Origin of the sequence: Scytonema sp. PRP1, from assembly GCF_036697665.2 — a bacterium.
Taxonomy (GTDB): Bacteria; Cyanobacteriota; Cyanobacteriia; order Cyanobacteriales; family Nostocaceae; genus Kalymmatonema; species Kalymmatonema gypsitolerans.
The window spans coordinates 63,770-79,269 of record NZ_JBAHYJ020000088.1; the positions used below are offsets into that span (position 1 = coordinate 63,770).

10 protein-coding genes and 1 pseudogene are annotated in these 15,500 nt (G+C 44.7%); 6 read left to right on the forward strand and 5 right to left on the reverse strand.

Annotated features, from left to right (window positions below; genetic code table 11):
* Together V5G28_RS23325 and V5G28_RS23330 are read left to right on the forward strand one after the other, a co-directional pair.
* Positions 1 to 687 carry an ABC transporter ATP-binding protein gene (locus V5G28_RS23325; protein ID WP_332995408.1) on the forward strand — a complete coding sequence of 229 codons (687 nt, stop codon included), beginning with the start codon at positions 1 to 3 and terminating at the stop codon, positions 685 to 687.
* 6 nt (positions 688 to 693) lie between these two features.
* Positions 694 to 1,245 carry a hypothetical protein gene (locus tag V5G28_RS23330; protein ID WP_332995410.1) on the forward strand — a complete coding sequence of 184 codons (552 nt, stop codon included), beginning with the start codon at positions 694 to 696 and terminating at the stop codon, positions 1,243 to 1,245.
* Positions 1,246 to 1,809: 564 nt separating this feature from the next.
* Here V5G28_RS23330 and V5G28_RS23335 read toward each other — a convergent pair.
* Both V5G28_RS23335 and V5G28_RS23340 read right to left on the reverse strand, forming a co-directional pair.
* The gene (locus tag V5G28_RS23335; protein ID WP_336231296.1) at positions 1,810 to 2,370 is read right to left on the reverse strand and encodes a GNAT family N-acetyltransferase; all 561 of its coding nucleotides are present in this window, start codon (positions 2,368 to 2,370) and stop codon (positions 1,810 to 1,812) included.
* Complete coding sequence (locus V5G28_RS23340) at positions 2,361 to 2,651, reverse strand: type II toxin-antitoxin system TacA family antitoxin (protein WP_332995414.1); 291 nt, start codon at positions 2,649 to 2,651, stop codon at positions 2,361 to 2,363. The genes V5G28_RS23335 and V5G28_RS23340 overlap by 10 nt, the downstream gene beginning before the upstream one ends.
* Positions 2,652 to 3,828: 1,177 nt before the next feature.
* Here V5G28_RS23340 and V5G28_RS23345 point away from each other — a divergent pair.
* Positions 3,829 to 5,109, forward strand: coding sequence for a hypothetical protein (locus tag V5G28_RS23345; RefSeq protein WP_332995418.1), 1,281 nt, complete (start codon positions 3,829 to 3,831; stop codon positions 5,107 to 5,109).
* Positions 5,110 to 5,343: 234 nt separating this feature from the next.
* Positions 5,344 to 5,466 (forward strand): annotated as a pseudogene (locus tag V5G28_RS23350) (macrolide ABC transporter ATP-binding protein); the annotation flags it as partial.
* 140 nt (positions 5,467 to 5,606) lie between these two features.
* On the opposite strand, the gene V5G28_RS23355 reads toward V5G28_RS23350, so the two are convergent.
* A complete protein-coding gene (locus V5G28_RS23355) occupies positions 5,607 to 8,351 on the reverse strand; it encodes a two-partner secretion domain-containing protein (RefSeq protein ID WP_332995420.1) in 2,745 nt (914 codons plus the stop codon).
* A 451-nt stretch (positions 8,352 to 8,802) separates the two neighbouring features.
* On the opposite strand from V5G28_RS23355, the gene V5G28_RS23360 reads away from it, so the two are divergent.
* Both V5G28_RS23360 and V5G28_RS23365 read left to right on the forward strand, forming a co-directional pair.
* Positions 8,803 to 9,870, forward strand: coding sequence for a class I SAM-dependent methyltransferase (locus tag V5G28_RS23360; RefSeq protein ID WP_332995422.1), 1,068 nt, complete (start codon positions 8,803 to 8,805; stop codon positions 9,868 to 9,870).
* A gap of 13 nt (positions 9,871 to 9,883) precedes the next feature.
* On the forward strand, positions 9,884 to 10,072 hold the full coding sequence (locus tag V5G28_RS23365) for a hypothetical protein (protein WP_332995424.1): 189 nt from the start codon (positions 9,884 to 9,886) through the stop codon (positions 10,070 to 10,072).
* Positions 10,073 to 10,369: 297 nt separating this feature from the next.
* On the opposite strand, the gene V5G28_RS23370 is transcribed toward V5G28_RS23365, so the two are convergent.
* Together V5G28_RS23370 and V5G28_RS23375 are read right to left on the reverse strand one after the other, a co-directional pair.
* The gene (locus tag V5G28_RS23370; RefSeq protein WP_332995426.1) at positions 10,370 to 13,396 is read right to left on the reverse strand and encodes an SMC family ATPase; all 3,027 of its coding nucleotides are present in this window, start codon (positions 13,394 to 13,396) and stop codon (positions 10,370 to 10,372) included.
* Between the two features lie 458 nt (positions 13,397 to 13,854).
* Positions 13,855 to 15,108 (reverse strand): glycosyltransferase, encoded by a 1,254-nt coding sequence (locus tag V5G28_RS23375; RefSeq protein ID WP_332995427.1) that lies wholly within the window; start codon positions 15,106 to 15,108, stop codon positions 13,855 to 13,857.
* Positions 15,109 to 15,500: the final 392 nt, after the last annotated feature.

Below are 15,500 nucleotides of genomic sequence, written 5' to 3' on the forward strand. Positions count from 1 at the left end.
ATGGCAACCATGATTTGGATGGAAGACATTACCAAAACCTATCGGTTAGCTGATACAGAAGTACCGATTCTTAAAGGTATCAACCTGACCATTGAGGAAGGAGAATATGTTGCCATCATGGGAATGTCTGGTTCTGGCAAGTCTACCCTGATGAACATCATCGGTTGCTTGGATCGCCCAACCGATGGACACTACGTCTTGGAAGGTCGGAATCTCACAACTCTAGATAATGACGAATTAGCATACATCCGCAATCAGCGGCTTGGCTTTGTTTTTCAGCAATTCAACTTACTGCCTCGCGCCACTGCCGTTGAAAACGTGATGCTGCCGATGGTTTATGCTGGCATTCCCAGACAGAAACGACGCAAACGGGCAATAGAAGCCCTTACCAGAGTCGGACTGGCAGAACGGCTGCACAATCGCCCCAATCAACTTTCTGGTGGACAACAGCAACGGGTGGCGATCGCCCGCGCTTTGGTCAATCGTCCCGCTTTAGTGCTGGCGGATGAACCAACAGGAGCATTAGATAGCCAGACTTCCCAGGAAGTGATGGAGTTGCTGACTGATTTGAACAACCAAGGCATCACGATAGTTATCGTTACTCATGAGGCTGATGTCGCTGCTCAAACCCAGCGAGTTATTCATGTTAAGGATGGTTTGATTGTGTCGCCTGTTACTAGGCACTAGTACACAATGGCGGAAGTTAAAGCCGTGGCGATCGCTAGGAACTTCCGTATGTGTGGGTACACCTGGGTTAGCATACTGAATAAATGGCAAAAAATCAGTCGTTCTCAGATTATGTACGAAGCTTTCATTGATTTAGATGAATTAATAGTACGTTGTAGAGATAAGCAAGCAAGGAAGTTTATCAAAGAAGCAGTAGCTTGTTATAGAGTAGGAGCATACCGTTCTTGCATTGTGGCAACATGGAATGCAGTAGTATTTGATTTTCTTCATAAACTGAGAGAATTAGAGCTTTTAGGAGATAAAGAAGCATCAAAGTTATTGGAACAATTTGAAAAGCTGAGTTCAGAGAACGATGTTAGAGGGCTTTGGCAGTTTGAAAAAGATATTCCCAAAAAAGCGCTCAAGCCATTTGAATTAATCTCGAATGTTGAGATGTCAGATATTGAAAGATTATTTGAAGATAGAAGCCGATGCGCTCATCCCTCAATGACATCTTTGGAGGAACCATTTGAGGCGACAGCAGAATTACTCCTGTCACGCTCGAAGATTACCTATTAACGAACCGCCAAGACGAGCCAGCGCTGCAGGAGGGTTTCCCTCCGTAGGCGACTGGCGTCGCCAAGAACGCCAAGGAAAAGATAAGTAATCTTGTACCGGGAAGGGAGTAGCACGCTATCACTTAAGAAGTGCTATTACACACCTTTTAGAAAGACCACCAGTTCAAGGTCGTGCAGCCCGTGAACGAATTTTCTAAGATATTAGGTCTGAGTATTTCCCAAAAGATCCAGAACTGGCAATATTGTGTACAGCCTTATTGCTTATCTTTCAGAGAAAATCTAAATAAATTCCACATTACTGATAAAAAGATTAATAGATTGAAACAACTCATTGATTCTTATAGCCGTGGTCAGACAGCTTAGGACATTGGCAAATTTAACAGAGCCGCTGGTTACACCTATCCCTAGCGGTCTTTGTCCTAACCAACATGGCAGCGGCTATACCTTCCTGTTGAGTGATTTTTTGCTGTTTAATACCTTCCATCATTAAACGCTATTTAAAATGTCAGTGATTATCTATCGCACTTCATGCGAACGACTTAGTTAATGCGATTGCCTTGTCCATCTATAGTAAAAAACTGGTTGCAACAAAAACTACTCCACAATACCCAAAGCTGCTGGGAGCATCAGCAACTGTGACTAACATTGTCATTGGCGCAACAGGTGAAGAGATAAAACCGCATTTTTCATAAAACTTCTTTGCTTCTTCCGAAATAGCGTGGACAAGAATCGCCCTGATTCCTGCAATTTGAGCCGCTTGTACTGTACGAAGAACGGCATCACGCACTAAACCACGTCCAACTCCTTTCCCGTGCCAGTTACAATCCACAGCGAGCCGTCCAATAACCATGACAGGAATTGGATCTGGCATATTGCGTCGAACTCGACCAGGTGCGATGGAAGACAACACATTTCCCGTGGCAAGACAGTAGTATGCAATAACTTTTTGCCTGACAGTGACAACATAGGTTCGCGAAGCACCACTGTCTTCATTTCTGATTGCGCGCCTCCTCAACCAATCGTTCAAGTCAGCATCACCTGAATCAAAATCTTCCAGAAGATGATCTGGATTTATTGGTTGAGGAGGCTGCAATTTCTGATTCTCCTCGACCACGTTTAATCCCACGGTGCTTTTGTTGTCAGCAATTGACGCAGATTTTCATTCTCCGTTGGTGGTGCATCAAGTAGCTCCACAAATTGCTGAAACTTCTCGTCATCCAAAATAAACAGCCGACGGTCAAGTAAAACTGCTTCAGCTTCCCGACTGGCTGTCTCTAGCATAAAATCTGAGCGGCTCTTCCCGAGAGCTTCTGCCGCACGGTCTATTAAATCACGTTGCGTCTGGTGCGCCCGGATATTGATCGTCACATCGCGGTTTCGATTGACTGGTGTCGGTTCTACTTGCATCAATCAATGACCTCTAATGTCCACACAATGAATATACAAAATTTATGTATACAATGTCAACACATGCTTGATGAAGTGATGCATTAATCGCACGCGCGTTTTAAATGATCAATCGCACCTGCGAACTCAGCTGAGTTTTATTACGTTCTGCTCCATTTCCACAACGCCGATACTGGCGGGTCAATTCTGCATACTCCAAGTGCAGCACAATTTGAATTCGCGATGCTCCCAAGGCAAGCCGCCCAAGGGCGATCGCGGCATAGTTGATGGCAGTCTTTATCTTCCATCAAATGATACTATCTTTGGCAACTTCCTATTAAGTAGCTAAATCTGCTAGCAAAGTTTGGAAACTATGAACAGGTAAATTATCCTCAGTATGTTTTTTTTGAGCTTTAGCTAAAGCTCGTTCTTTCAGGATTATTTGGCACTAATTCTTAGCGCGATAAATGGCACCTTTAACAGTGAAAAGTACGCAATAAGGCACAAACAAGTAGATTGTGACCAGTGCCAATTATCACAACTTCATAAGCTTCTATAATAGTAACTTCGGGAATAAGCTATCTTCCCAGATGTTATAAAGCTGTTAAGAAGTATAAATCTATCGGCGGTTAGAATTCAGAGATTTGGCATTTCTGTGATTAATCTTTTGTTTCCTATCAGTCTGTAGGTGGATGCCATCCATAGATTAGTCAGCACTAATCTGTGGAAGTTACAATGCAGATTGCAGGAGAATCGCCAAACTTATTTATTATTAGATAATGGCTGTTTTCAAGAGTGAGCGAGCAAATCCTGAAAGTATGCCTCTTGAGGGATGCAGAGAGACCTGAATTTTTACCCTACATGATATTCTGCCTGAACAAAATCAAAAGAATTAACAATCAAATCTAAATTTTGTTCATTTGAAACGTAAATATTATCTCGTATACTTTTGTTAAGTGTGGTGGTCACTGTTTTTTAGTTTGATTTTGGGTTAATTAAGGCTTTATGAAATCAAACTATTTGGAACTGATATTTAACTGAATTACAAGCCAATTCTAACTAGCTGTCAAAAATAGTTATGTAGTTAGAAAATAGTATTTCTTTATTGAAGATGAAAGTCAAAAAAAGCTTTCACTCATGTCATTGATCTTCCTCTTTCTGGGGGAATTTCAGTTTGAGCAATAGGAGTTTAATTCTGATGGCAACTTCTGACAATAGCAATCAAACTGGTGGGTCACAAGGTACTAGCAACAATTTAACTGGTAATAGCAATTTTTCTTTCACTGATGGCGCATGGCAGTCCACTGATGGCAGCACTTTAGATAGTGCCGCTAGTGGTGGCTTCGGTGCTGGCGGTGCTGCTAGCGGTGGCTTTGGTAGCGCTGCTGATGGTAGTAATACCTTTGCTTCCTTCATCGGTGGTGGCAATTCATCCACAACCAGTGCAGATGGACAATACACCTACAATTACGAGCGACCACTCGACGAACGGGCTTTAACTGATACTAATAACCCGTTCAATCAATTGGTCGGAGTCGTTGGCGGTGACACCAGCGCATTAGGTGGTAGCAATCCTTTTGCTAGTGGTAGCGCATCTGGCGGTGATAGTGCCTCCGGTGGTAGCAATCCTTTTGCTGGTGGTAGCGCATCTGGTGGTGATAGTGCCTCCGGTGGTAGCAATCCCTTTGCTGGTGGTAGCGCATCTGGCGGTGATAGTGCCTCCGGTAGTAGCAATCCTTTTGCTGGTGGTAGCGGTTCTGGCGGTGATAGTGTCTTTGGTGGTAGCGGTTCTGGCGGAAACCTCCCCGGCAACTTACCATTTGGCAGCACTCCTCCCTCGAACGAGAGTGGTAGCAACCTACCTGAAACTGGCAACGGTCAACCTGTACCTTATAACAGCGACAACTGGATATCTGATATTCAAAACTTAGATGGTGCAAATGCCACTGGCAACAGTGGTCAAGGTAACGGTAACTGGAACTACGGTAGTAACAACACAACCGACGGTAATGGTAACTGGAATTTTGGTAGTGGCAACACAACCAACGGTAACGGTAACTGGAACTACGGTGATGGCGGCAAAACCGAAGGTAATGGCAACTGGGGCTTTGGTAGCGATAACACAACCAACGGTAACGGTAACTGGAACTTAGGCAATAACAACGACATCCTTGGTAATGCCAATACACAGACTGGTAGTAACAACGACATCCTTGGTAGTGGCAACACAGCGGGTGTAAGTAACAGCAATCTCCTCGGAAACCGGATTGAAGCCAGTGGTGATGGTAATACACTCGTTGGTAATGAAGGTTGGAATTTCTCTGTTAGTGGCGAACTGATATCGCTAGGTAGTAATACGCCAAGCCAAGCTATAGGCACTGATGTCAACACCTTACTCAGCAGTCCTGACCTTGTAACATCTGCCATGTCAAATCCAGGCTACAACAACCCGAATTATGATTTCTCTGCCATAGCCTAAAAGTTGTAGCACATCGCCAGTTTTTGCATCGATCAGCGTGTCTATTGTGGCAATGACCGTTTTTGCGGACTTGAGTTGATTTACATTTTGGCGTTGCTGAACCAAAATATGAATCACGCGATTGCGATTCGGGACACTGGCACGTTTGCAATCGCCTCAAGCTTGCGGGGAGGGGCGGCGCGGGGTGGGGTACAGTTAACGTGGAAATCATAACTAATTAGCCGGACATGATATGACTTGAACAACCAAAGCATTACAATTGTTATCGTTACCCATGAGGCTGATGTCGCTGCCCAAACCCAGCGAGTCATCCATGTTAAGGATGGTTTGATTGTGTCGTCAGTCATCACGGGGTAGAATATACCCAAACCAGCCATCTGTGCAATTTGGATTTCGGCTGAACGAATCCCACTACATGCATTCTGAGCACATAATGTAACCAAGTGTAACGCTACGTCAGTCAGTAACACAATTGCTTAAGATGTAAATACTGACATTTAAAAAGCACTGCAAGACACAGGGTTCTGCCATGAACCATGAGACCTGATCAAAGGCGGATTAGCTGTGAGTACTACCTCTCCCTTTTCGTTTATCACCCACCCAGTAGCTTCTACGATGTGTTCTGGTGTAGCAGTAGTTGGTTTGCTGGTAACAGATGAGCGATCGCGGTTATCGCTGCTAGGATTGAGAGTCACCCAATTTACCTGCACTGCATCTGGTGTCAACATATCTAAGGGACTGGCGGGTATGCCACCGCGTCCGGTGACAAGGAATGAACTGGCTCTTTGCCTGCTACCAGGATTGCAGCTAGTATCAATTTGTTGTGAAACATCAACGAAATTTGTAGGTAGTTGCACTAATCCCCGATTTGGGTCAATATCAGGTGTGTTGAGTTCTACAGTGCCGTCTACACCAAACTCTGAACTGGCAGTAATGTCACTCAGGGAAGTTAGGCTTTGGCGGGGTTGAATGCCATAGATGCCAAATGCTTTAATATCCACTCTTCCACCAATGCCAGTGTAAGCATTGGCAGAGATGTCGCTATTTTCACCCCTGACGGCAACGATGAAACCGTTAGGAGTATTGATGGTAATGTTGCCGCCGTCTCCCTCTTTAAGGGCAATGCCTGCAGTAGTGGAGATGGTACTCCCACGACGCAACAAAAGTAAGTTTCCTATCTGTAGCCCAATATTTCCACCCTGACCCATTGTGGTGTATGCATTAATCTGACTCTGAGTATCAAGCTGAATGGTATCTGCCACAATACTGATGTTTCCAGCGTTACCTTTACCAGAGATATCGGTATCTATAGATGAAATATTCCGTAAGTCCATACGGTTTGCTTGAATGTTAATTTCTCCAGCGTTCCCTGTGGCATTTTCCCCCGTCGCACTCCTGATCTGCGAACCGTCCATCTGCAAAGCATTTGCACTTATGTTGAGTTTCCCTGCGTCACCCATGCCATAGGAATCAGTAGATATGCTAGTATTTTTTGTTACAAAAAAACCTGCAACCTGAATGTTGATATCTCCTGATTTACCTGTATATATCGTACGACTATACACCCCCGTATTTTCAATCTGCAAAGAATTTGCGCTGATGTTGATATTTCCAGCGTTACTCTTAAAAGTATCAGTGAGTATACCCGTATTCTTTATTACAAAAGAATCGCCAACCCGAATGTTGATGTCTCCGGCGTTCCCTTGGCTATTTTCCTCAGTAAAAGTATTGATTCCTGAGCTTTCAAGTAAAAAAGAATTTGCCCTAATATTGATGTTTCCAGCGTCACCGTTGCCAAAGCTAACAGTATCTATAGCTGTGCCTCGTACTTCCAAAGAGTCGGCAACCCCAATGTTGATTTCTCCGACGTTACCTGGCTTTGCTGTACGGCTTAAAACTGCTGAGTTATCAGTTTGTAAAGAATTTGCGCTTATGTTGACTTTTCCAGCGTTATCCGTGCTCGTATCGCTTAGTATACCAGAGGATTTTACCACCATAGAGCCTGCGACTTGAACGTTGATGTCTCCGGCTTTTCCTGTGCTAGGCTCCTCTGTATTGCTAACGATATTTGTATTTCCAAGCAAAAAAGAATTTGCGCTGATGTTGATATTTCCAGCGTCACCCTTGCCCCATGCTTGAGTGAGCACGCTAATCAGAGTGCCATCCTCCCTGGGCTGATTCTCAAAGGTGATGTTGTTGGCAACTAGCTTAATTTGTCCACCATTTCCCGAACTGTAGGTGTTCGCTGTGATGTTGGACTCATTCATACTTATGTTCTCGCCGACAATGCTAACTTCTCCCCCATTTCTATCGCCAAGGGTATCAGCTTGTACAATTAACGAACCAGTGAAACTGATGTTCCTACCAGTCATCGCAATCGAACCACCACCTACTCCTGTGGTACCCAGGAATGTTTTCTGTGAAAATTGGATATCACCAAAACTGGGAGTGTCATAACTGAGCTTCCAACCTTGTTGTAGTGGCACGAGGCTCACAGCTCCATTGCTGCCAACACTGCCGATTTCAATACGTCCGGATGGTGATTTGAGAATGCCACCGGAGCTGGACACATTACCTCCCACGAGCGCTAAGGTTTGCCCCGCCTTGACTTGCAATCCCGTAATGCCAGTGTCAATTGGGGGACGGGGTCCTAGCTTGCTAAAATCCTCATAATTAATGTCGTGCCCTGGTCCTTGTACCAGAATCGATCCTGGATTGCTGCCCATGTTTAGTCCAACAGGTGCGGTTATTGTCAACAGAGGTAAGTCTTGTGATGGAGTAGCACTGAATTTAGTAGCATCGGCAAAATTTATACTGCTAGCAGTACTTGCAATAAACGAACCCCCAATATTTAAAGTGGCATTGGGTCCAAAAATAATGCCATTGGGATTAATCAAAAACAGGTTAGCCGTACCTAGGGTGCGAATCAACCCATCAATATTAGATATCGACCCACCCGTAACTCTGCTGATGATGTTTTTAATGTCAACCGTATTCTTCAAGAAAGCTTCGCTACCAGTAGGGACAGAAAACTGTTGGAAGCTGTGGAATAAATTACCGCCTGCTTGTGTTCCCCCTGTAATATTCAAGGTGTTGCCATTTATGTTGACAATGGAATTATTCGGTAAAGTGGCATCAGGGGTAATTTGAGCAGAAGCGCAATCTGCCGATAAAATATAGACACCAGCGACGCTCGCAATTCCTAAGAAAGCGCCCCAACAAGTACTTCGCAAACCAGCCATTGCACTCTCCCAAGCTGTGTAGTAACTGCACCTTAAATCAACCACAATTAGTGGAAATCAAGTTAACACCTGTATACTTCTCAGCTAGAGAGTGGCGATTTTACCCAAACCGCTAATTCTTTACAAAACGTCATCAAACTTGGCACCGTGTCCTCAGAATGCACGTAGTCAGATTCGTTTTTTCAACCATTACATTTTGACAGAATCAATAACCGGAAAAACAGGGCTGTTGTTTAAATTAACAAATAGACCTCTCCAAAAAACAATGTAGAGACGTGCCGCCAGAGCCGGCACGAGGGAGACCCTCCTGCATAGCGCTGGCTCGCCATGGCACGTCACTACAAGGGTTGTAGACAACGCACAATTAATTTCTGGTAGCACTATGAGGATTGACACGATAATTTTGTATTTTTACTATACTAACTAGTTTGTTTAATAAAAAATCATAACTATGCAAACCTTTGATCAAACGAAATCAGAAGCGTTCGCAGAGCGGATGCTAGACATTCTTAACAGTGGCGCGATCGCCCTGATGACTTCCATCGGACACCGCACTGGATTATTTGATACCTTGGCTGGGCTGCCACCATCCACAAGTCAACAAATTGCAGATACCGCAGGATTGAACGAGCGATACGTGCGGGAGTGGTTGGGCGCAATGGTGACGGGTCGTTTCGTTGAGTATGATCCTGTTACGGATACCTACTCCTTGCCTCCTGAATATGCTGCCTTTCTCACGCGATCTGCCAGTCCCAACAATATTGCTGTCACCGCACAATTCCTTCCTCTGCTAGCAACCGTTGAAGATCAGGTGATTGAATGCTTTTACAAAGGTGGGGGCGTTCCTTACTCTGCTTACAAGCGCTTCCATCAAGTTATGGCGGAAGATAGCGGGCAAACGGTCGTTGCAGCGCTAGAGGAGTTTGTTCTTCCTCTTGTTCCTGGTTTAACGAAAGACCTAGAGAAGGGTATTGATGTGCTTGATGTCGGTTGTGGTAGTGGTCGTGCGCTCATTGAGATGGCAAAGCATTTTCCTAACAGCCGTTTCAAAGGATACGATATTTCACAAGAAGCGATCGCAACGGCTCAATCAGAAGCCAGCCATCAAGGACTTAACAACATTCAGTTTCAGGTCAAAGATGCTGCCAAACTAGATGAAGTGGAGCAATATGACTTGATCTGCACCTTCGATGCTGTTCATGACCAAGCAAGACCGGATGTGGTGTTACACGGCATATACCAGGCATTGCGCCCTGATGGCATCTACCTAATGCAGGATATTCGTGCTTCCAGCAATGTTCATGGCAACATGGATCATCCAAGCGCACCATTGCTCTACACGATTTCTTGTCTGCACTGCATGACAGTATCTTTAGCAGCAGGTGGTATGGGGCTTGGTGCGGTGTGGGGTGAGGAAAAAGCTCTGGAAATGTTAACAGATGCGGGATTCACTACTGCCGAAATCAAGCGGCTCGAACATGATTTCCTCAATAACTATTACATCGTCAAGAAGAACTAGGAGGAAAACAACCATGTGCCAAATCTGCGCCTTAGTATCGCGTTCTCAAAAATTTAGCAAAAGCGATCCGCTGCTCCTTAATAGACCTCTCTCAGTTTTGGTGACTCTTAACCCAAAAACCCCTAAACCTGGCAAACTTTCTGCATCAAACAATCAATCGTTGCATAGCGATAGCGATGCTCGACCTGATGCACCTCTTTGAGATGACAACTAGAGCAAGGCATCAATTTTTTGTACACAGTGAATCATCAAAAAAACATAGCTTTTGCTTAGGGATTTCCAACAAATTCATTATCCAATGAGAGTGGGGGAGCCAGCGCTATGCAGGAGGGTTTCCCGACAACAGGCGACTGGTGAGTCCAGTCCTGTTGGCGCAGCCTGCCCGCAGGGCGAATGAGGGTCTCCCGCCGTAGGGAACTGGCGAACCCGAAGGGCGTTGGACATCCTGCCCGCCCAAAAATCTAAAAACAAGTTGGATATTTTTTTATTTGGAAGTCCCTTAAATCATTAATCGCACCTGCGAACCCTGTTGAGTTTTATTCACTTCGATTCGGGCTTGAAAGGCTTCTTTAAGGTGAGGCATATGAGTTACGGTGAGGATACAAGCAAAATCAGACGCGATCGCATTAATTGCTGCAATCAGGCGATCGCATCCTTCTGCATCTTGTGTCCCAAAGCCTTCATCCACAATCAACAATTGCAACGCCGCCCCCGCCCGCTGCGCTAATAATTTCGCTAAGGCTAAACGGATCGCAAAGTTAATTCTAAACGCTTCTCCACCAGAGTAAGTTTCATAAGCCCGCGTTCCTCTAGCATCAGCAATCAAGATATCCAAGGTGTCTATCAACTTGGCATTTTTCTTGCTTGCCTTACCACTCTTTCCAGCCCTTTGTGTAACAAATTGAACGTGTAGCTGATTAGCACTCAGTCGCGAAAGCAGTTGATTTGTCTCAATTTCCAATTGCGGTAAGACATTCTCAATCATCAATGCTTGGATACCATTTTTACCAAATGCTTGTGATAATTCCTGATAAATGCGATGTTGTCGTCTTGCTTCTTGCAATTGCTGCTGCTGTTGTTCATACTGAAGTTGCAATGTTTCTAGTTGGTGAGCCTGCTGCTGCAAGCGTCCCAACTGACCAATTTGTTCGTCAAGTTGCCGTCGGCGTGATGCCAATTGCTGCTCTAATGCTGGGATTTGAGCAGATGGATTTGCTGATTCTTCGAGCTGCTGGACGATGCTTTCGATTTGGGTAGCAAGTCTTTGCCGCTCAGTTAATCTCGCTTGCAAAGATACCTCTAACTCTTGTAATCTTGTTTTCAGTTGCGGATACTGTTGCTGCGCCCCCACAAGTTGTTGATAGCGTAACTGCCAAGATTGAGCTTTGCGTACAGCCATGCGAAGATTGTTATGCTCTTCTGACACGTAACCAATTTCAGCTATGTGGCGCTCAAGAGCGGCGATTTGCCTGGCACATTCAGATTGCGTTGCTTCTTGCTGGGTTCTAGTTTGTAATTGGGCAATTTGTGCCTGAATCTCTGGTTTTCGTGCTTCTATCTGCGCTTGACGCTTTGCCGCATCTTTAATTTGGCTGAGTCTAATTTCTGCCCACCGCCACCGCTCGACTTCGTTACGGGCAAGGGCGTGGTCTTGTTCATTGTAGTTGAGTTGTTGCAAATATTGTTGGAGTTGTTGGAGTTCGGCTTGGGTTTCATGAGCATAGTTACCCATTTGTAACCAGCGCTCTAATTGCTGCTTTTCAGCGACTATTTCTTGTAGCTGTTGTTCGACATCACTAGTCGCCTGCAACTGTGCTGCCAATTGTCCCCTTTGTTCCCGTAAAGCATCATAATGAGACAATTCCTGTGATATCTCACGATATTCTTGCCTAAGTACCTGAATTTCTCTGTCGGAGACAGCCATTCGCTCCCTGACTATCCACAACTCATCTTCAGCATCTTTGTACTCTATTTTGGTTTTGTCTACGACACGATTCCAGTAATGTTCCTCTAGAGAACGTTCGCACAAAGGACAGATAGCATTGGGATTTTGGAGCATTTGCAGCTTTTGCTGGAGTTCTCCTAGCAGTTTTTCAAAGTCCCGTTGGTGAGCCTGCAAACGTTCGATCAGGTGACGCCTTTCCTGTCCTTTTTCCTGAACTCGTTGTAGATAAACCCGCTTCTTCTCCAATTCCTCTATCTGGATTGCCACTTCCATCACTGCTTGTTGCAGTTGCGGTTGGCGTCTGTGCTGACGTTGCAGTTGGTTGGCTGTTGCTTCGAGTTGTTCGAGTCGAGCAACTAAACCAGCATGAGCGCGATCCAATTGGCTTTGCAATGTCGCCCGTTGTTGCAACAGGGGAGCGACTTGCAGTTGTAACTGATCCATTTGAGCAACACGGTTGCGTGCAGCAGCAAGTTGTGCCATGGCAGCTTCTACTTCATCTGACTTAGTCAGAGTTTGCTGAAGTTCTTGCTCTTGTTGCTGCACAGCGGCGAGTTGTGCCTCTGCGTGTTGTAATTGCCGTTCAATTTCGTTAATTTGTTTGGTAAGCTGCTGTTGTTTTTGTTGCCGTGCTTGCTGGGCGCGAGTGTATTCTTCAAATTGAGCGCCCATCGCTTCTTCTTGAGATTGCAGAACTTGGTATTCGTTGTACCCAGCTTCAATCTCAGGTGCTTGACTTAAGAGTTCTTCTAAAGAAGAGAACTGAGAGTCAATTGCTGACTGCTCTTGTTGCAGGCGATCGCAGTCTTGAGTAAGATTCTGGTACTGCTGCCTAACAAAGCTCAGTTGTTGCTCCCAGTTTTGCCGCTGATGCTGGACAACTTGCAAACTTTGTAACTGGATATTCTCAAAAGCTTGTACCTGTTGCAGTTGGTTGATTTCAGCTTCCAAGTCGCCTTGTTTTTGGGCAATAGCTTCACGTTGTTGCAGTTGAGATTTCAGCGAATCCAAAAGCCGCTCTAGTTCTTCCGTTCTTGCTTTAAACTGACGTGAGAGTTCTTTTGCCCGTTCTTCTAATTGATCATATTGATTGAGTTTTAATAACTCTGCTAATATTTCCTTACGCTCACTAGGTCGCTTGAGCATGAATTCATCAGCACGACCTTGACGCAGGTAAGCCGAATTAATGAAAGTTTCGTAATCAAGTTTAATATGTTCTAAAATCAAATCTTGTGTTGCCCTTACCCCTTTGCCGGTAAGTGCGCGAAACCCAGTGGGTATTTGTATTTGAAATTCCAGAGCACCACTTCCACCCCGCACTCGCGTGCGAATCACTCGATAAGTTTGCTGGTTTGCTTCAAAGATGAAATCAACTCTAACTTCTTTTGCACCTGTTTGGATAACATCATCTTCGCTAGAAGCTCTGCTTTCACCCCAAATTGCCCAGGTGATAGCTTCGAGGAGGGAAGATTTTCCAGCGCCATTGGAACCACAAATACAAGCCGTGTGTAACCCGCGAAAATCTAAAGTAGCATCGCGGTAACTGAGGAAGTTTTTGAGAGTAAGTTGGATTGGAATCATCGAGGATTGGGCGCTAGACCTTTTTTTAGAAATAACAGTACATATGCTCTTTTTGTTAGTTTAGCTAGCTAAAAATAATGTTTCTAGTCTTTAATACCTTAAGTTAACGAATGTTAACAATATAATGAGTGTTTTTTTCATATTAGGCAAACATTTTTTACTACCAGCGTGGAAAAATTCATCTTTCCTGCGGTTCTTTCCTTTTTGCCTTCCATAAACAAGAAGTTTGTTTGATTCTTTAAACTCTCTATATATCAAGCACAGATGAAGCAAAAATTATTCTCCCCAATAGTCGCTTCGCTCTCTTGCCCATATCCAAATCTCCGCGACTTCTCCTGCTTTCAATTAAGAAGAGAGTAGCGGCTAAAAGGCGTCAGCAAAGCATCCGCTTGGTAAGTACTCATTTCGTTCGCTCTCGTCTAACCTAGAGCGCGGTATCAAAATTCCAACATATGTACCTAACATTTTTCAATCGCATCACAAGCCACACCCACGCCATTTTCTGCCTGAACAATGCGTCGAATTTCCGCACAAGAGGCTGCATACCTGGGATGATTTAACAACTCATGCAACTCTTTTACAACCCGAGACGCTGAATATTGTTTGCGGGAAATCGTGCGCGAAGTTCCCAGGCGTTCGACTCGTGCTGCATTATCTGGTTGGTCGTGGCTGTAGGGCATTATTAAGGTAGGACGACCAGCCCGTAATGCTTGGGCTATTGTCCCAATTCCTCCTTGATGGACAATGGCACAAGCGTGAGGAAAAATTTGCGAGTATGGTGCATAACTAACCGCAAGAATATCTTTTGAAAGATTTTCTGGAGGCGGATTTTTACCAATTAACAGCACAGCACGGCGATTAAGCTGCTTTGCGGCTTTGATGCTTTCCTGATAAAAGTTACCGGGAGACATCACTGCGGCAGAACCAAGGGTAAAAACTATTGGCGGTTCTCCTGCATCTAAAAATTGCTTCAGTTCTGGCATGAGTTCCGTCTTGTCCGAACTACCATCATAAAATGTAAAACCTGCCATGACTGTGTTTGCAACCCAATCAGGTTGCGGTTTTGCCAGAACAGGGGAAAACAAGGCAAGGACAAGGTAAGGCGAAAACTTGTCGTCAATAAAAGGATTGCCAGTTAAGCTTGGTAATCCAAGTTCGCGGCGAAATTGATGGACGGGTTCTGCCCAAGAATTACTAACCAGCTTGGCAAAATTGATGACTCCCCTGTTAGCAAATAAGCCAAACCGACGTAGCTTGACTAAAAATGGAAATAGAGGTAAAACGGATGGATCGTAGGCAGAGAAAAACGAGATTGGAGCCATAGCACTTGATGCCCACCGAATCCCTAATTTTTCCGCCACCATTGGAGCCGCAGTCACTCCTTCACCTGTAAGCATAAAATCTGCATTTTTCGCAGCATTCATCAAGTCTGCATACATCTGGCGTAAACTGGGACAGACCCACTTGCGGACAATATACTCCGAGCCTGTTTGCAAATCCATCATCCGCGCCATCTCTTGCGGATCGTCCAGAGCAGTATTATCGGGGCGCATCCGATGAAACTCAAATCCCAAAGCTTCAATTTTGGATTGATATTCTTTGTGGGTTGCAAATACAATATCGTGACCACGTTTTCTTAATTCGAGGGCGATCGCAATTTTGGGATGCAAGTCACCAAAAGAACCGAGGGTGGTTAAAATAATTCGACTCATAAAATTTGATTCGTTACTTTTTTTAGAAAAATACTTGACGATTAGAAATCGCGGCTACGCGCACTTAAGAATACATAGTTTGCCTAGGCAGGCTTCGCTTTTATAGCCACAGCACCCTGCGCGGGTTTCCCCTCAACCCCAAAGCCCCCAATTGAGGCGACATCATCGAGACTTGTAGTCTCAACGCGAGTGCGTGCGCCGTCTTCGCAGGGTGATTAATCCGGCTAGGAGTCCTAATGTACCAATCACCCGTATTTTGATCATAAATGTTAGCGCCAAGTCATTCTAGGTATCTAAAGCATTGATAATAAGATGTTGCTCTTGTGTTGGTTCCATCAATAGTTACTTAGGAAATTTACTGTAGCAATCTTACAGCAAAGCAATAAGGAAGA

Bases quoted from the DNA above. Each gene is read 5' to 3' on its own strand.
- V5G28_RS23340 (WP_332995414.1), bottom strand. From the start codon at position 2,651: ATGCAAGTAGAACCGACACCAGTCAATCGAAACCGCGATGTGACGATC.
- V5G28_RS23345 (WP_332995418.1), top strand. From the start codon at position 3,829: ATGGCAACTTCTGACAATAGCAATCAAACTGGTGGGTCACAAGGTACT.
- V5G28_RS23375 (WP_332995427.1), bottom strand. From the start codon at position 15,108: ATGAGTCGAATTATTTTAACCACCCTCGGTTCTTTTGGTGACTTGCAT.
- V5G28_RS23355 (WP_332995420.1), bottom strand. From the start codon at position 8,351: ATGGCTGGTTTGCGAAGTACTTGTTGGGGCGCTTTCTTAGGAATTGCG.
- V5G28_RS23365 (WP_332995424.1), top strand. From the start codon at position 9,884: ATGTGCCAAATCTGCGCCTTAGTATCGCGTTCTCAAAAATTTAGCAAA.
- V5G28_RS23370 (WP_332995426.1), bottom strand. From the start codon at position 13,396: ATGATTCCAATCCAACTTACTCTCAAAAACTTCCTCAGTTACCGCGAT.
- V5G28_RS23330 (WP_332995410.1), top strand. From the start codon at position 694: ATGGCGGAAGTTAAAGCCGTGGCGATCGCTAGGAACTTCCGTATGTGT.
- V5G28_RS23325 (WP_332995408.1), top strand. From the start codon at position 1: ATGGCAACCATGATTTGGATGGAAGACATTACCAAAACCTATCGGTTA.
- V5G28_RS23360 (WP_332995422.1), top strand. From the start codon at position 8,803: ATGCAAACCTTTGATCAAACGAAATCAGAAGCGTTCGCAGAGCGGATG.